At 66.1% G+C, this 15,095-nt stretch carries 17 protein-coding genes and 1 tRNA gene; 12 read left to right on the forward strand and 6 right to left on the reverse strand.

What is annotated here, in order from left to right; all coding sequences use genetic code 11:
• Positions 1 to 456: 456 nt before the first annotated feature.
• The 4 genes from ACIO52_RS02390 (at position 457) to ACIO52_RS02405 (ending at position 3,558) form a co-directional block, all read left to right on the forward strand.
• Positions 457 to 1,137, forward strand: a complete 681-nt coding sequence (locus ACIO52_RS02390; protein WP_218721722.1) for an MspA family porin — start codon at positions 457 to 459, stop codon at positions 1,135 to 1,137.
• 65 nt (positions 1,138 to 1,202) lie between these two features.
• On the forward strand, positions 1,203 to 1,862 hold the full coding sequence (locus tag ACIO52_RS02395; RefSeq protein ID WP_218721724.1) for an MspA family porin: 660 nt from the start codon (positions 1,203 to 1,205) through the stop codon (positions 1,860 to 1,862).
• A 305-nt stretch (positions 1,863 to 2,167) separates the two neighbouring features.
• Positions 2,168 to 2,836, forward strand: a complete 669-nt coding sequence (locus ACIO52_RS02400; protein ID WP_218721725.1) for an MspA family porin — start codon at positions 2,168 to 2,170, stop codon at positions 2,834 to 2,836.
• An 80-nt stretch (positions 2,837 to 2,916) separates the two neighbouring features.
• A complete protein-coding gene (locus ACIO52_RS02405) occupies positions 2,917 to 3,558 on the forward strand; it encodes an MspA family porin (protein WP_402642130.1) in 642 nt (213 codons plus the stop codon).
• 76 nt (positions 3,559 to 3,634) lie between these two features.
• Here the strand turns inward: ACIO52_RS02405 and mscL are convergent, their stop codons facing one another.
• From mscL to ACIO52_RS02425, 4 genes are all read right to left on the reverse strand, one after another.
• The gene (gene mscL / locus ACIO52_RS02410; RefSeq protein ID WP_218721727.1) at positions 3,635 to 4,078 is read right to left on the reverse strand and encodes a large conductance mechanosensitive channel protein MscL; all 444 of its coding nucleotides are present in this window, start codon (positions 4,076 to 4,078) and stop codon (positions 3,635 to 3,637) included.
• Between the two features lie 159 nt (positions 4,079 to 4,237).
• Positions 4,238 to 4,909, reverse strand: a complete 672-nt coding sequence (locus tag ACIO52_RS02415; protein WP_402640898.1) for an SAF domain-containing protein — start codon at positions 4,907 to 4,909, stop codon at positions 4,238 to 4,240.
• A gap of 89 nt (positions 4,910 to 4,998) precedes the next feature.
• The gene (locus tag ACIO52_RS02420; protein WP_316576095.1) at positions 4,999 to 5,286 is read right to left on the reverse strand and encodes an FmdB family zinc ribbon protein; all 288 of its coding nucleotides are present in this window, start codon (positions 5,284 to 5,286) and stop codon (positions 4,999 to 5,001) included.
• A gap of 69 nt (positions 5,287 to 5,355) precedes the next feature.
• Positions 5,356 to 5,955: a 5-formyltetrahydrofolate cyclo-ligase gene (locus ACIO52_RS02425; protein ID WP_402642133.1), complete on the reverse strand. Its 600-nt coding sequence runs from the start codon at positions 5,953 to 5,955 to the stop codon at positions 5,356 to 5,358.
• An 87-nt stretch (positions 5,956 to 6,042) separates the two neighbouring features.
• Between ACIO52_RS02425 and ACIO52_RS02430 the strand changes: the two genes are divergently transcribed.
• From ACIO52_RS02430 to ACIO52_RS02460, 7 genes are all read left to right on the forward strand, one after another.
• Positions 6,043 to 6,969, forward strand: coding sequence for a UTP--glucose-1-phosphate uridylyltransferase (locus ACIO52_RS02430; RefSeq protein ID WP_218721732.1), 927 nt, complete (start codon positions 6,043 to 6,045; stop codon positions 6,967 to 6,969).
• 37 nt (positions 6,970 to 7,006) lie between these two features.
• Complete coding sequence (gene glp, locus ACIO52_RS02435; RefSeq protein ID WP_218721734.1) at positions 7,007 to 8,266, forward strand: gephyrin-like molybdotransferase Glp; 1,260 nt, start codon at positions 7,007 to 7,009, stop codon at positions 8,264 to 8,266.
• Positions 8,267 to 8,278: 12 nt separating this feature from the next.
• A complete protein-coding gene (locus ACIO52_RS02440) occupies positions 8,279 to 8,929 on the forward strand; it encodes a GNAT family N-acetyltransferase (protein ID WP_218721735.1) in 651 nt (216 codons plus the stop codon).
• Between the two features lie 137 nt (positions 8,930 to 9,066).
• Positions 9,067 to 10,110: a gephyrin-like molybdotransferase receptor GlpR gene (glpR, locus tag ACIO52_RS02445; protein WP_218721737.1), complete on the forward strand. Its 1,044-nt coding sequence runs from the start codon at positions 9,067 to 9,069 to the stop codon at positions 10,108 to 10,110.
• 97 nt (positions 10,111 to 10,207) lie between these two features.
• Positions 10,208 to 10,280 (forward strand) — tRNA-Ala (locus ACIO52_RS02450).
• Positions 10,281 to 11,041: 761 nt separating this feature from the next.
• On the forward strand, positions 11,042 to 12,094 hold the full coding sequence (locus ACIO52_RS02455) for a DNA adenine methylase (protein ID WP_402640904.1): 1,053 nt from the start codon (positions 11,042 to 11,044) through the stop codon (positions 12,092 to 12,094).
• A complete protein-coding gene (locus ACIO52_RS02460; protein ID WP_402640907.1) occupies positions 12,091 to 12,939 on the forward strand; it encodes a hypothetical protein in 849 nt (282 codons plus the stop codon). Before ACIO52_RS02455 ends, ACIO52_RS02460 begins: the two co-directional genes overlap by 4 nt.
• Positions 12,940 to 12,948: 9 nt before the next feature.
• On the opposite strand, the gene ACIO52_RS02465 is transcribed toward ACIO52_RS02460, so the two are convergent.
• Together ACIO52_RS02465 and ACIO52_RS02470 are read right to left on the reverse strand one after the other, a co-directional pair.
• Complete coding sequence (locus ACIO52_RS02465) at positions 12,949 to 13,749, reverse strand: hypothetical protein (RefSeq protein WP_402640910.1); 801 nt, start codon at positions 13,747 to 13,749, stop codon at positions 12,949 to 12,951.
• Between the two features lie 177 nt (positions 13,750 to 13,926).
• Positions 13,927 to 14,328 carry a hypothetical protein gene (locus ACIO52_RS02470; RefSeq protein WP_402640912.1) on the reverse strand — a complete coding sequence of 134 codons (402 nt, stop codon included), beginning with the start codon at positions 14,326 to 14,328 and terminating at the stop codon, positions 13,927 to 13,929.
• Here ACIO52_RS02470 and ACIO52_RS02475 point away from each other — a divergent pair.
• Complete coding sequence (locus tag ACIO52_RS02475; protein ID WP_402640915.1) at positions 14,317 to 14,871, forward strand: AAA family ATPase; 555 nt, start codon at positions 14,317 to 14,319, stop codon at positions 14,869 to 14,871. The two genes, ACIO52_RS02470 and ACIO52_RS02475, sit on opposite strands and share 12 nt — an antisense overlap.
• The last annotated feature ends 224 nt before the right edge of the window (positions 14,872 to 15,095 follow it).

Raw genomic sequence — 15,095 nt, forward strand, 5'->3', positions numbered from 1 at the left:
TTGCGAACAGGTGACAATTCCCCGGGACCACGCGAAAGCGTGGTCCTTTGTCGTATGAGTGTTCGAAACTCGCCAGTAACCACTTCTGGTCCACCCCCGTTGACGCGCGGGATCTCGGATGCATTTATGCACTTCAAAGCATGTGACCATGTGTGGAACTGTGCTGGGTGTCACAATGAAATTTACGAACTCTTTCGTTGCCGGAACGACGGCGCAGCGTTTAATGTTCGCCATCGAGCCATCAACTATTGGTCCCCGCAGTACCCCACTTCTGTGCGTTGAACCACCCGGTGGAACCCTGGCTCGGGTTCGCCACACCGGCCCCGGCCGTATCGTCGAAATAACAGTTGGTTACGTAACGGCAACAAAGGGGCGACACACTGAGCTGGGCCTGTGAGGTCCACCCGTCCGGTCTCGAAAGTCGAGATCGGCTGTTAGACACTGATGAGGGGAAGTATGAGCGAGAACCGCACCACCGGTGTGCGCCGCGGCGCCCGTGCCGCGGGCGTCGGCGCTGCCGCGGCCGCCGTGGCTTTCGGCCTGCTGTCGACCGGTGCCGCCAACGCCGACACCTTCGTGCCGTTGCCGGACGGCCAGAAGGTGAGCCCTGCCGGCGTGACCATCACCCGCACGGGTGAGCACGCTTTGATCTCGCCGTCGCTGGCCGCCAACGGCGCGGGACGCGTCGTCTGGGTCTCCGGCACCGCGCTGGCCGAGGTCGCCGACACCCCCGAGGGCGAGGTCGGCCCCTGGAACGGCCCGTCGGGCCGCCCCGGTTCCAACAACTCCTCCACCCACGGCACCTCCCAGCTGAACACCGGCTACATCGTCGGTTGCCAGGTGAGCATCGCCGACGACGCGATCGGCGCCGGCGTCTCCGGCGGTCTGAGCACCGGTGGCGTGAGCGCCGGCGGCTCGATCGGCGTCAACCTGGGCCCGGGCGAGGTCAAGTTCGTGCAGATCAGCTCGAAGGACATCCAGAAGGCCGGCACCTACGCGATCGATTACCAGGACGCGGAGATCGAGATCCAGGGCTGCGCCGGCTACGCGCAGGCCCGGGCGTACACCGTGGTCGAGATCATCGGTGACAACTACTCGAAGACCACCCTGTACGGCATGCCGTTCAGCATCGGCTGACGTCTTTCGAACCGGCACGAATCTTCTTCTCGCTGCGGCGAACTCAATCCTCGAGGGACATTCCTATGATCAACCGTAAGTTCATGGCGCGGATGGCGGGCGTCAGCGCCGCGGCCACCGTGGCCGTCGGCCTGTTCTCCACGGGCGCGGCCAACGCCGACACCTTCGTTCCCCTGCCGGGCGGCCACATCACCAAGACCCTGTCCGACGGCACCGTCGTCGAGATCAGCCTGGTGGGCGAGTCGGCCAACATCAGCCCGTCGATGGGCTCCACCCCGGTGCACCGCAACGCGTGGGTCTCCGGTAGCGCGCAGGTCACCGTCTCCGACGGCGGCTCGGGCAAGATCTTCCCGGGCTACACCGTGGGTTGCCAGGTGAACATCGCCGGCGGCGGTGTCTCCGGCGACGCGACGGTCGAAAGCGACTGGGAGGGCAACGCTTCCGGTGGCGTCGGCACCGGCGGCGAGCTCTCGCTCGGCCCCGGCCAGTCGAAGTCGTTCTACATTCTCGACATCGAGAAGGCCGACGACTACGGCAGCGAGTCGCACGGCAAGTCGAACAAGTTCAAGGACGGCGCCGGCTCGGTGACCTGGTCGGATTCGACCATCGGCCTGACCGGCTGCGGCGGCTACGCGCAGGCTCGTGCCTTCGTGAGCGTCGAGGTCGAGACCGACAACGTCATCAGCTGGGTGACCCTGTGGGGTCAGCCGTTCAGCCTGGGCTGATCTGTTCGATCACGAACACCACGGGCCGGTCGCGATTGCGACCGGCCCGTGGTGTTGTGCCGTCGATGGCATAGCGCTGGACATTGCGGGGTCCCCTCATTATGTTTGTGGCGAAATGACTGCTGTTGTGGTCGTTATCACCACGAATTTCGTGCTTTTCAGCTTCTCGATACACCTCCCGGCTGGGCGAATCTGCCCTGTTGCCAGCGACGCGGTCCGCGGACCCGTCTGGGCTGGGTCCGGGCGCAGCACAGATATCGACCTCGACGGTCGAGGTCGATTTTGCGTACACCTCGAGGGGAAGTATGAGCGAGAACCGCACCAACCGCGTGCGCCGCGGCGCCGTCGGCGCCGGCGCCGCAGTGGCCGTGACGATCGGCCTGCTGTCGGCCGGTGCAGCCGATGCGGATACCTTCGTTCCGTTGCCGGACGGCGAGAAGCACGGCCCCGGCGTTCATCTCAGCCGGACCGGCGAGCACGCCCTGGTCTCCCCGTCGCTGGCCGCCAACGGCGCGGGCCGCGTCGTCTGGGTGTCGGGCAACGCGCGGGCCGATGTGCAGGAAACGCCGGAGGGCGAGGTCGGCCCGTGGAACGGTCCGTCGAATCGTCCCGGCTCCAACAATTCCTCGACACACGGTGCATCGAATCTGAACCACGGCTACATCGTCGGTTGCCAGATCAGCATCGGTGACGACGCGGTCGGCGCCGGCCTGTCCGGCGGCCTGTCCACGAGCGGCCCGAGCGCCGGTGGCTCGATCGGGCTCAATCTCGGCCCCGGCGAGGTCGCCTTCGTGCAGATCGATGCCAAGGACATCCTCAAGCCCGGTGTCTACTCGGTGGAATACCAGGACGCGGAGATCCAGATTCAGGGCTGCGCCGGCTACGCCCAGGCACGGTCGTACACCGTGGTCGAGATCATCGGCGACCACTACTCCAAGACCACGCTGTACGGTGCGCCGTTCAGCATCGGCTGATCGCGGCCGAACCCGAAAATCTGGCTACCGCACACGAATTCACCCTCGAGGGGTCAACTGTGACGATCAACCGTAAGAGCATGTCGCGCGCCGCCGGGATCACGGCCGCGGCGACTGTGGCGCTGGGCTTGTTCTCCACCGGTGCGGCCGATGCCGACACCTTCGTTCCGCTGCCGGGCGGGCATATCACCAAGACTCTGTCCGATGGCACCGTCGTCGACATCAGCCTGGTCAACGAATCGGCCAATATCAATCCGTCGCTGGGCTCCACACCGGCCCATCGCAATGCCTGGGTCTCCGGCAGCGCGCAGGTGACCGTCTCCGGCGACGGGGGCGGCAAGATCTTCCCCGGCTACACCGTCGGCTGCCAGGTGAACATCGCCGGTGGCGCGGCCGCCGGCGGCGCCGAGGGCGAAAGCGATTGGGAAGGCAATCCCTCCGGAGGTGTGACCTCCGGCGGCGAACTGACCGTCGGCCCCGGCCAGTCCAAGTCCTTCTACGTTCTCGATCTGGAACAGCCCGACGACTACGGCAACGAGTCCCACAAGACCCGCAACGCCTTCAAGGGCGGCAGCGGCTCGGTGACCTGGGCTGACGAGACCATCGGTCTGTCGGGCTGTGGTGGGTACGCGCAGGCGCGCTCGTTCGTGAGCGTCGAGGTGGAGACCGACAACGTGATCAGCTGGGTCACCCTGTGGGGGCAGCCGTTCAGCCTCGGCTGACGCAGGCCACCAGCGCGCCCGACGAGGTCGGGGCCGAGTTCCCGGAACCGGCCCCGACCTTCGTCGTCGAGGCAGCTCAGCGGGTGTGTTCGCCGTTGCTGGTCGCCGACTCGGTGGCGATGCCGTGCTTGCCGTTCGAGGTGTTGCCCTGCTCGGCCAGCAGATCCCGGATCTGGATGAGCAGCTCGTTCTCGGAGAGCTTCTCGTCGGCCTTGGAGAAGCGCTTCTTCGCCATGGTCGCGGGCAGCACCAGCACGAAGTACAGGATCACGGCGATCATCAGGAAGTTGATGCCCGCGGTGATGATGGGCCCGATCTCGACGAAGGTGGCCGGTTTGTCGGCCACCAGCTGGATACCCAGCCCCATCTCGTTGGACCCGCCGAAGACCGCGAGCAGCGGATTGACGATCCCGTTGGTGAACGCGGTGACGATGGCCACGAACGCGGTACCCATCACGACGGCGACGGCCAGGTCGATCACATTGCCGCGGAGCAGGAAATCCTTGAAACCTTTGAGCATTGCCGATGTCTCCTTCGTCGAGGAGCCGGCCGGGGGCGCTGTGCTCCTGGTTCGAATGCGCTGAACGGTCGAGCAGGTTCGTGTGTGATGCTAATCAGCATTGCGGCAAATTTCTCGCGAACAGTGCCCAGGTGGCGTCCACGGTGCGGGCCGGCGGGGTCAATGGAAGACGACCGTGAGCGCCGTTCGTAACGAGGCACCGGCCACCGCCGTGGCGTATTCGGCGTCCAGCGCGACCAGGACCACCCGTTCCGCGCCCGAACGTCGCTCGCCCGTCGCGGTGACGAGGACCACGGCGGCGTCGGTGGCCAGCGTGCGGGCGGGCTTGCTCGCACCCGGTCCGCCCGAGTCTTCGACGCCGACGACATCGACCCGGTCGCCCGCGCGCAACACCTCGGCCACCGCGGAATCCGCCAGGCGGATGGGCACGATCCGGGCGTCGGGGGAGCCCGCCGCGGCCGCGGCCAACCGCGGGCCGATGACGCGCAGGTCGGTGAAGGTTTCGCCGGCGTGCATCGCGCCGGTGAGTGTCGCGCCGACCAGGACGGCGGTATCGGTGACCGAACCCGAAGGCAGCGAACGGGATTCGAGCCGGTCGACGCGCAGATCGTCGGCGGTGAGCAGTCGGCCCGGAGCCAGCTCACGGGCGGCGACGACGACGTCGTGCCGGGTGGTGCCGGGATCGCCCCGGACGAACAGCGCGAGGGCGAGCAGCGCGAGCACGGCGGCCCCGATGCGCCGCGCGAGCAGCGCATCGGCCCAGGCCGGGCGGTTACCGAGGGCGAAACGCCAGGAACCGCCACGTCCCAGATCGGCGAGACTGCGAGTCATGCCCGAAGCCTAGGGGCGTGGCAGTGCGGATCAGCCGCCGAAAGTGCTGGTTGTGGACAACTTCGGTGCTGTGGACAAACCGGCGGAGATCAGCTCGCGGCGGCGGGCGTCGAGCTGGTGCTGGTGCTGGTGGAGCTGCTGCCGTTGGTGCTGCCGCTGTCCGCGGAGGACTTCGCGGGCTCGCTCGCGGTGGACGCGCCACCCCGGCTGTCGGTGCGGTAGAAACCGCTGCCCTTGAACACGATGCCGACCGAGTTGAACAGCTTCCGCAGCTTCCCGGAACACTGCGGGCACTCCGTCAGCGTGTCGTCGGAGAAGGACTGAACGATGTCGAAGCGGTTGTCACACTCGGTGCACGCGTATGAATAAGTTGGCACAGGATCCTCCGCAAGTCTCGTCGATCTAGCACTCTACCGCCGACACTGCCAACGTCGGAAATCGCCGTTTCATTCCGGCGGAACGGGCCGGTCACCGCCCAGTTCACGCAGCCCACCGCCGGGCGTCAGCGCCCACCCCATCCGCCGGTCGTGCGGTTCCTCCGGCAGCCGGTCGACGAGTTCATTATCCCGGACGACGGCGATCAGGCGAGTGCTGTTTCCGACGGCGCCCAGCGTGCGGTCGTAGTACCCCGCTCCGCGGCCCAGCCGGACGCCCCGCCGGTCCACCGCGAGCGCGGGCACCAGGATGGTCGCGGCGGTGGTCACGGTGGCGGGCGGCAGCGTCGCCGTGGTCGGTTCGAGCAGACCGAAGCGGGCCTTGCGCAGCGAATCGGGACCCTCGTAGCGGGCCCAGCTCAGCGGTCCCGGCTCGCCGGTCACCGGCAGCAACACCGTGGCGTTGCGCACACGCAGCGCGTCGAGCATGCGCAGATCGCCGGGCTCACCACGGATCGGGACATAGGCGCAGACCACGTCGTCGGCCCCGGCCAGCGGGCCGATCGCGGCGGCCAGCGCCGCGGCCTCGCGTGCGTGATCGGCGGGCCCGACCAGCGCTCGTTCGGCGAGGATGTGGCTGCGCCATGCATATTTGGTGCGCTCACCGGGCATCTCCACAGCGACCACCCTAAGCTCTTGCCGACGCCGGATCGTCGCGACGGGCGATCGGACGGCACGCTGAATGGATAGGGTATGCGCATGACAGACAAGACTTCCGGTTTCCGCACTGCGGTGGTACCCGCGGCCGGACTCGGGACGCGGTTTCTGCCTGCCACCAAGACGGTGCCCAAGGAATTGCTGCCGGTGGTCGACACCCCCGGCATCGAGCTCGTCGCCGCCGAGGCCGCCGATTCCGGCGCCGAGCGGCTGGTGATCGTGACCTCGCCCGGCAAGGACGGCGTCGTCGCCCATTTCGTCGAAGACCTGGTGCTGGAGAGCACCCTGGCCGAGCGCGGCAAGTTCGCCCTGCTGGAAAAGGTCCGCAAGGCCCCCGGTCTGCTCGATGTGACCTCGGTCGTGCAGGAGGAGCCGCTGGGGCTGGGCCACGCGGTCGCCCAGGCCGAGGCGGTGCTCGACGACGACGAGGACGCCATCGCGGTGCTGCTGCCCGACGACCTGGTGCTGCCGTGCGGCGTGCTCGAGACCATGAGCCGGGTGCGCCGGGAGCGCGGCGGCTCGGTGCTGTGCGCGATCGACGTGCCGAAGTCGCAGGTCAGCGCGTACGGCGTCTTCGATGTCGAGGAGCTGACCGAGGGCGCCGAGACCGACGTGCTGCGAGTCAAGGGCATGGTCGAGAAGCCCGAGCTGGCCGACGCGCCGTCGACGCTGGCCGCCGCGGGTCGCTACCTGCTCGACCGCGTGATCTTCGACGCGCTGCGCCGGATCACGCCGGGCGCGGGCGGGGAATTGCAGATCACCGACGCGATCGCCCTGCTGATCGCGGAGGGACACCCGGTCCATGTGGTCGTCCACCGTGGGTCGCGCCACGATTTGGGTAACCCGGGCGGCTATCTTCGAGCTGCCGTCGATTTCGCCCTCGAGCGGGAGGAATACGGCCCGCAATTGCGCGAGTGGCTGAAGTTCCGGCTCAGCCCGGAGTGGGACCCCAACTCCCCGAACGCGTAAGCGCGACAAGCGATGGACACATAGACACAGGAGCTCGATGCGCTCGGTTGAGGATCAGCTGATCAAGGTCACCGCGGCCGCGGTCGCACCCAGGCCGGTCCGGGTCGCGATATCCGAGGCCCAGGGTCTGCTGTGCGCGGAGGACGTCGTCACCGAACGGCCGCTGCCCGGCTTCGATCAGGCCGCCATCGACGGCTACGCGGTGCGCAGCGTCGACGTCTCCGCCGCGGGCACCGACGTGCGCGACGAGGCGGGCGAGCTGATCGACCTCACCCTGCCGGTGGTCGGCGAGGTGGTCGCCGGTTCGCGCCAGCCCATCCGGTTGCAGCCGCGCCAGACCGTGCGCGTCGACACCGGCGCCCCGCTGCCGACCCTGGCCGACGCGGTGCTGCCGCTGGACTTCACCGACGGCGGCCGGGCCAGGATCAAGGTCTTCGAGCCGGTCCGCTCGGGCGACTACGTCCGCCGCATCGGCGACGACGTGCAGCCCGGCGATGTCGCCGTCCGCGCGGGCACCATCATCGGCGCCGCCCAGGTGGGGCTGCTGGCCGCGGTCGGGCAGGACAAGGTGCTGGTGCATCCGCGGCCGCGGCTGTCGGTGATCTCCATCGGCGGCGAGCTGATCGATATCGATCGCACGCCCGGCCCCGGTCAGGTCTACGACGTGAACTCCTACGCGCTGGCCGCGGCCGCGCGGGACGCGGGCGCCGACGTCAACCGGGTCGGCATCGTCAGCGCGGATCCGCGCAGGCTGCGCGATGTGGTCGAGGGTCAGCTGGTGCGCTCGGAGGTCGTGGTGATCGCCGGCGCGGTCGGCGGCTGGGCCTCGGACCAGGTGCGCGAGGCGCTCGACGGGCTCGGCGAGCTCGAGGTGGACCGGGTGGCCATGCACCCGGGCTCGGTGCAGGGCTTCGGCAGGCTCGGCCGCGACGAGGTCCCGACCTTCCTGCTGCCGTCGAATCCGGTGAGCGCGCTGGTGGTGTTCGAGGTGATGGTGCGTCCGTTGATCCGGATCGCGCTGGGCCGTCGGCAGCCGATGCGCCGGATCGTCAACGCCCGCACCATCACTCCGATCACCTCGATGCCCGGTCGCAAGGGCTACCTGCGCGCGCAGCTGCTGCGCGACGAGGCCACCGGTGACTACCTGGTGCAGCCGCTGGGCAACGGCAACGGCGGGTCCTCCCATCTGCTGGCGACGTTGGCCGAGGCGAACAGCCTGATCGTGGTGGAGCCCGACGACACCGATTTCCGCACCGGTGACGAGGTGCGGGTCGCGTTCCTGGCGCAGCGCGGCTGAACAGTGGACTCGATGAACGTATTCCGGGCAGGTCAGCATCCCGGATGGCCGGCCCGGCTCGGTCCGGTGATCGTCGCGGGCGGACAGGTCACGCTGCGCCCGGTGCGCTTCCGTGACGCCGCCGCGTGGAGCCGGATCCGGCTGCGCGATCGCGACCATCTGGAGCGCTGGGAGCCGACCGGACGCGGGAGCTGGGAGGCGCGCAATCACGCGTCGAACTGGCCGTCGCTGTGGACGAGCCTGAAAGCCGAGGCCAGGCGGGGCGCGATGATCCCGTTGGTGATCGAGGTGAACGGCCAGTTCAGCGGACAGCTGACCATCGGCAATATAGTGCGCGGCGCGCTGCGCTCGGCCTGGATCGGTTACTGGGTGGCCAAGGATCTCGGCGGTCAGGGTGTGGCCACCGCCGCGCTCGCGCTGGGACTCGATCACTGCTTCGGGCCGGTCGGGCTGCACCGGGTGGAAGCCACGGTGCGGCCGGAGAACCTGGCCAGCCAGGCGGTGCTGCGCAATGTCGGATTCCGCGAAGAGGGTTTGCTGCGCCGCTATCTCGATGTGGACGGCGAATGGCGCGATCATCTGCTGGTGGGCTTGACGGTCGAAGAAGTCATGGGCACCGTCGTGGATCGCCTGGTCAGAGAGGGTCGAGCGGCACTGCCGTGAAATTTCTGTTACTCATGTGGCAGGTGTGCACGGCGCGCCTGCCGCGAGGGCAGGCGCGCCCGAATTAACCTACGGACGTCGGTAGTGCGTCCAACTATGGATAAACGCGCAGGCGGGGACGGGAGGTGATGACCGCGATGCCGAATTCGATCCTGTGGATCGGACTTGTGGTGCTGTGGGTCTTCGTCCTGTTCCCGATCCTGGCGGACCGGCATCCCCGGATCCGCCGCACCACCGATGCCGCACTCGCCACGCGCGTGCTGCACCGTGGCGGGGCCGAACGACGGATTCGCATCGGGGCGGCAGGCGGTCACGAGAGTGACCCCGACTACCGCCCCCGTGTGCTGACCAAGCGCCCCCACCGTACTGATTCGGAGGATCGGATGACGACATCGGCCGACGAGCCCGTCACCGAAGCTGACGACGAGTTGCTCACTCCCACACCGGAACTGGAAGCCGCGTCGACGGAAGAGGCAGACCTCGACGACGCCGCGGCCGAAGACCGCGCCGCGGCCGCGGATGCCGCGGACGCGCCGATCGATGACGCTGCGGCGGAGCCGGACGCCGACGACGAGTCGGCCGCGGCCGACGACGCGACCGACCCGCCCGTCGCCGCGCGTATCCCACCGGCCCCGCCCGCCCGCCTCGAGGACGTCGCCGAGGAGACCACCGACGCGGCGGCCGACGACGACGAGGACTTCGTGCCGAACCGGCGCGGGCGCGGTGGCTACGACCCCGAGGCCGACGCCATCGCGCGCGCCGCCCGCTACAGCTTCCGGCAGCGGGCGGTGCTCGGCCTCATCATCGCCACCATCCTGTTCGCGGCGTTCGGCCTGCTGCTAAATTCGATGTTCTGGTGGGCGTGCGGGCTGTCCACGGCCGTGCTGGTGGGCTATCTGGCCTACCTGCGCAAGCAGGTCCACGTGGAGGAGGAGATCCGCCGCAGGCGTGCTGCTCGCCTCACCCGGGGCAAGCGCCGCGAGGCCACCGCCACCCCCGAGGCGGCCACGACGCGGCGCACCATGGACCGCGATACCGCGCGTGCCCTGCGCCGCCGTTCCACCCTGCTCGACACCGACGACGAGGACCCGATGTTCGAGCACCTGGAAACCTTCGATCCGGCCACCGCACGCGCGCTCCGCACCCGGGTCGAAGACCTCGGCCGCGCAGTCGGCGAATAACTGGTCGAACCACGCAGAACAGCAGGTCAGAGTACCGATTCGGTATCTGGGCGCAACGCCTGATACAGTGTCACAGCGCGGTTCGCCAGAGCCGCACGGGGCTATAGCGCAGTTGGTAGCGCGTCTCGTTCGCATCGAGAAGGTCAGGGGTTCGATTCCCCTTAGCTCCACAGTATGCGCAGGTCAGGCCGGGTTACGAAGATTCCTTCGAAACCCGGCCTGAACTTTTTCCCCACTAAGTCACCACTAATTCGGCCGAGGACTCTGCGAACCCACACCTCGACAACCATGCGGCGCCACGCGCAGGAAATAGGCGAGGCCAGGGACCGGCACTTGCGAACCCCGAAGTGGATGTGCCAAATCAAAGTGAATGAAAATCGAGGTGTCGCGCGACAACAGCGCTGGTCAACAAGTGTCGTCCCCACACGCGTGGGGGTGAGCCCCGCAGCAGCGCGAACGGCGGTGTTGCGCGGATGTCGTCCCCACACGCGTGGGGGTAAGCCCGGCTGCCCATCCCACAGCAGGGTGGTGCCGAGGTCGTCCCCACACGCGTGGGGGTGAGTCCCACTCGGCCTGGCGCTTAATCGATGCGTCGAAAGTGGTTTCCAACTGCGCGGGGTGAGCTCCGAGCACCCAGGTGCCCGAACTGCTCGCGCTGGTCGTCACATACTCGTGGGGGTGAGCCTAGGACGGGCAAGCCTGAGTCGGTGTTCAACCCGTCGTCCCCACATGCATGAGGTGAGCCGAGCCATACCCCTGTGCACGACGAGGCGCACGGGGCCGTGCCTCACGCGGGGCGCGGAGCCACGTGATCATCAGGGAAGGCACTTCCGCGCCGAGGTGGGGGCCCGATGTTGGCTAGTTAGGAGCTGATAGCGTTTGTCGCCCGCCCTGCCCGCGCCTCTGCGATCCGCCCCGTAACATGGGCAAAATGACAACCGTGGAAGTTCGGCCTGTAGACACAGCCGTAAGTCAGACGCTGGCTGTCTACCCGCGGCTGCGGTATATGGGGTCGAAGTACCGGTTGATCCCGAAGCTGGCCGAGGTCTTCGCTGAGATCGGCGGGGAAACCGCGGTCGACGGGTTCTCGGGGTCCGGTGTTGTTTCCTACCTGCTCAAGAACCTGGGATACAGCGTCACCTCGAACGACTTCTTGAACTTCCCGACTGCGATCGCGACGGCGACAACGGTCAACAGCTCGCAGCGGCTCACCCAATCGGAGATCGCGGCCATCTGCGGGCCCGCTGCCGATGAGCGCGACTTCATTCGTACAACCTTCGACGGGTTGTACTTCACGCCGGCGGATCGGGAGTTTCTCGACAGCGCCTGGTCGCATATCGATCGCTTGCCGCCCTACAAGCAGGCTGTCGCCATCTCGGCGCTTGTGCTCTCAGCAGCTCGGCGGCAGCCGCGGGGCGTATTCACCTTCACCGACGTCAACCGGTACAACGATGGTCGGCGCGACATGGAGCTGTCGCTGAAGGAGCACTTCGTGCAGCACGCCGCTGCCTACAACCGAACAGTTTTCTCCAACGGCATGAAGCACACGGCAGTGACAGGGGAGGTGACCGACCTGCCCACAGGAGCTGACCTGGTCTACCTCGATCCGCCATACGCCCCACCCAAGGACGACGCTGACTACATGAAGCGTTACCACTTCCTGGAAGGGCTCTCGGTCTACTGGCGTGGCCAGGAGATCATGGAAGGCACCGCAACGAAGAAGATCGTGAAGAAGTACACTCCCTTCGCGTATCCGCGCACCGTGGAGGAAGCAATGCGTAACCTGTTCAAGCACTTTCGAGATTCGACGATCGTGCTGTCCTACGGGAGCAACGCGGTGCCGGATGCGGACAAGATCATTGAACTACTGGGGGAGGTCAAGTCCGACGTGCAGCTGATTCCGATTCCGCACACCTACACCTTCGGCACCCATGCGACGGCAGCTCGCAAAGAGGTCGCCGAGTACATCTTCGTTGCTCGATGAGCGCTGCAGTTTCGTTCCAGGAGTACCTGGACTCGATGTCCAAGCTCAGCGGTGATGCCGACCCAACCGTCGAAACAGCCCACACGGCTCAGGTCAAGGACGCTGCCACCCAGCTTGCCGGGCTGGGCAAGATCGATCAGCAGGTGCTGGCGCAGTGGGTCGAGGACCACCCCAACAGTGCCTTCGTTCTTGGCCTCGTCCTGGGGATGAGTCAGGAGCGCCTCAAGAACACCATCCGCAGCATCTATGGGACCACCTCGATCGCGCTTCGTGCACGCACAAACTCGACCGAGCTGATCGCACGCCTCGACAAAGACTTCGATCTGATCCGCCTCCTCAGCACGCAGCTGTCGACCGATTACACCTTCGGCGACGTCCTTGCCGCGCGGTCCGGCGGCAAGGCCCGAGCGATCAACGCAGCGGAAACCGGCAGATCGATCGAAGACACGATCGAGAAGATCGTGCACGAGCTCGGCCTGCCGTTCGAAGTCCGGACACGCTTCGTCGGCAAGGGTGGCAGAACCGCTCCCGCTGACCTCGTGATTCCCAATGCCGCGAACGCTGTAATAGCTATTGCAGCAAAGGGATTCGACTCGACCGGTTCCAAACTGACTGATGCGCCCCGTGAGATCCAGGAGATGGCCGAGGTGCGAAAGCCAGTCCAGTTCATCGGCGCGGTGGTCGATGGAATGGCCTGGCTGTCAAGGAAATCCGATCTCCGGAGACTGCACAAGATGTGGGAGGATGAAGCGATCGATGGCCTCTACACGATGTCGTCGATGGAGCGGTTCCGCGCCGACATCGCGACTCAAGCGCGGCTGCGAGGGTTCAAAGTCAAGGAGTGATGGGCAGGCTCACTCCTCGGAGTGAGCCTCCAGCCACAGCTCGATCGCTTCAGCGGTCGCCGTGTGCACGGAGACCCCTGACTTTGCAGCGGCGGCCCGGAACCGATCGCGGAGCGCGCTGTCGATCTCAGCAGTGAGACTAGGTTTCCGCTGCGGTGCTGGTTCCGGCTTGATGGCGAGATACTCCCAGGGGATCATCTCGATAATCTCCCTGAAATGCGTGTGCCGCAGGACTACTCGATCGCCGACCGGGAACGAGCGAAGGACCGAACAGCTCGCCGAGTACCCCTTCCTGGCGATGCCCTTACCGTGTGCAGTGTCGTGGCGAAGCTTCCGAAGGTCACCGAAGTAGTCATGTTGGAAGGCGTTCGGCTCGCACCCGTGAGCTTCCGCGAGCTTATGCCTGTAGTGCTCATCCCACAGTGCGTAGAACCATACAACCCACAACCGGCTGACTGCGTCGGCTTGAGGACTGTTCGCGCCGAGCGCTCGCAGGAACTTGCCTGCATCGATGGTCGTGGCTGACGGCCGAGGATTGATCTGGAAACCACCATAGGGATCGCACACGTCGAATGCGCTCGGCGCCGGAATCTGGATCGAGATCGGCTCCTTCGTTGTCAGGCCATCGGCTGAGCTCCGCCACGCCACGCCAGTGGCGGGAGTATCGGTTAACTCGGCGATTGCGTCGAGAAAGGTCCATCCTCCTCGCGGTGCCATGCGTACTGTCGCGACCGATAGCAGTAGATCGTCGTTGAGATCCAGAAGAACCTTCTCGACCTCGGGTTTGATCTCAGATGGGAACGTGGGCACCACAGCATTCTTCACTGCTAGCGCCGCGACCTGCACCGGCTTCGGCCGAAAACTTGAGCAGGGGCTGGAGTCTGTGGAGCACACGGAAGTCGCCGGCGCCGGGACGGGTAGGTTCGGAGGCGCGGACCACAGTGGTGCAAAGTCGGCTACTCGCTAGGATTCTATGCATCTACTTGACTAGCGAGCGAGGTTGTACTGCTCGCTGAACGGCCACTCGACGACAGGATCGGCTCGATGGACGACCACTTCTTGACCGCGAAGGTCGATGATGCCGCGCTTCCTGTGCCCCGTGCAGGCGACCGACTCACCGTGCGTCACCACACAGGCACTGCGAATATCGAAGTCTTTGATCCGATGGAAGGCGAATTCGCCGAGCCGATCGCGTTGCCGCGGCCTCCCGAGGGGCCAACGCTCGACGAGGTTGAGAGGTACCTGCTTGACAACCGATTCCGGATCGTTGGCCAGTGGTACTCGCTCGGCCACGAGCAGTTGATCGCTGACGTAGAGTTCATCGGGTTCGCCGAGGAGTAACACCTGAGGTCGAAGAGGCGAGAGGAGCTGGCACAGATGGCCTTCCATCGGTCCGACGCCAGTTCGACTGCGAGTGTGTTGGTTGTCCTACGAGGAAACTCCGCCTCGGGCAAGTCGACCGTGGCCCATGCGGTGGAGCAACGATTCCCGCGTGCTAGCTGTTTGGTTGCTTCACAAGATATGGTCCGCCGGAAGATGCTTCGCGAGACTGACGCTCCCGCCGCGGTCAATATCGACCTCATCGAGCATGTCGCTGCTTTCGGGCTGGCTCGCGGACTGATCGTGATCGTGGAAGGCATACTCGACGCCGACCGGTACGCCGAGATGCTCGAACGACTCTCGCTCACAGCGGGATCAGCGCTGTTCTACAGCTTCGATCTAACCTTCGAGGAGACACTCCGGCGGCATGAGCGCAGACCTCAAGCACAGGAGTTCTCGCCGAAACAGATGGCGCAGTGGTACCACGGGTGGCAACCGTTGCCGTTCGTCGACGAAGTCCGCATCAACGCGAGCTGGAGCCTTGGGAGATCCGTCGATCAGATCTACTTCGACATCCGTGCCGCAATCGATCTCGACCAAGAACCGGCATGATCCGTGATGTAACCAATGGGGCGTCGTCGTAGCCGCGGACAACACCCCACAGGTGACTGTGACCGCCGGACCGATCACGGAGATCCACGGGCGTACTGCCGATTGCACGAAAGAGGAATCAGGTGCATTTTGTGGACGCGGGTTGTGATCCTTGTTCGTTGACCTCGCCGGGCCTTCGATGATGGAGGAGCGGAAGAAAAGTGAATGAAATTCGTCTAGCTCCT

The sequence above is a fragment of the Nocardia sp. NPDC087230 genome, from assembly GCF_044744725.1.
GTDB classification, from domain to species: Bacteria; Actinomycetota; Actinomycetes; order Mycobacteriales; family Mycobacteriaceae; genus Nocardia; species Nocardia canadensis.

Bases quoted from the DNA above. Each gene is read 5' to 3' on its own strand.
- ACIO52_RS02425 (WP_402642133.1), bottom strand. From the start codon at position 5,955: ATGCCCGGTGAGCGCACCAAATATGCATGGCGCAGCCACATCCTCGCC.
- ACIO52_RS02415 (WP_402640898.1), bottom strand. From the start codon at position 4,909: ATGACTCGCAGTCTCGCCGATCTGGGACGTGGCGGTTCCTGGCGTTTC.
- ACIO52_RS02395 (WP_218721724.1), top strand. From the start codon at position 1,203: ATGATCAACCGTAAGTTCATGGCGCGGATGGCGGGCGTCAGCGCCGCG.
- ACIO52_RS02460 (WP_402640907.1), top strand. From the start codon at position 12,091: ATGAGCGCTGCAGTTTCGTTCCAGGAGTACCTGGACTCGATGTCCAAG.
- mscL (WP_218721727.1), bottom strand. From the start codon at position 4,078: ATGCTCAAAGGTTTCAAGGATTTCCTGCTCCGCGGCAATGTGATCGAC.
- ACIO52_RS02470 (WP_402640912.1), bottom strand. From the start codon at position 14,328: ATGGAAGGCCATCTGTGCCAGCTCCTCTCGCCTCTTCGACCTCAGGTG.
- ACIO52_RS02440 (WP_218721735.1), top strand. From the start codon at position 8,279: ATGAACGTATTCCGGGCAGGTCAGCATCCCGGATGGCCGGCCCGGCTC.
- ACIO52_RS02430 (WP_218721732.1), top strand. From the start codon at position 6,043: ATGACAGACAAGACTTCCGGTTTCCGCACTGCGGTGGTACCCGCGGCC.
- glp (WP_218721734.1), top strand. From the start codon at position 7,007: ATGCGCTCGGTTGAGGATCAGCTGATCAAGGTCACCGCGGCCGCGGTC.
- ACIO52_RS02475 (WP_402640915.1), top strand. From the start codon at position 14,317: ATGGCCTTCCATCGGTCCGACGCCAGTTCGACTGCGAGTGTGTTGGTT.
- ACIO52_RS02405 (WP_402642130.1), top strand. From the start codon at position 2,917: ATGTCGCGCGCCGCCGGGATCACGGCCGCGGCGACTGTGGCGCTGGGC.
- ACIO52_RS02390 (WP_218721722.1), top strand. From the start codon at position 457: ATGAGCGAGAACCGCACCACCGGTGTGCGCCGCGGCGCCCGTGCCGCG.
- ACIO52_RS02455 (WP_402640904.1), top strand. From the start codon at position 11,042: ATGACAACCGTGGAAGTTCGGCCTGTAGACACAGCCGTAAGTCAGACG.
- glpR (WP_218721737.1), top strand. From the start codon at position 9,067: ATGCCGAATTCGATCCTGTGGATCGGACTTGTGGTGCTGTGGGTCTTC.
- ACIO52_RS02400 (WP_218721725.1), top strand. From the start codon at position 2,168: ATGAGCGAGAACCGCACCAACCGCGTGCGCCGCGGCGCCGTCGGCGCC.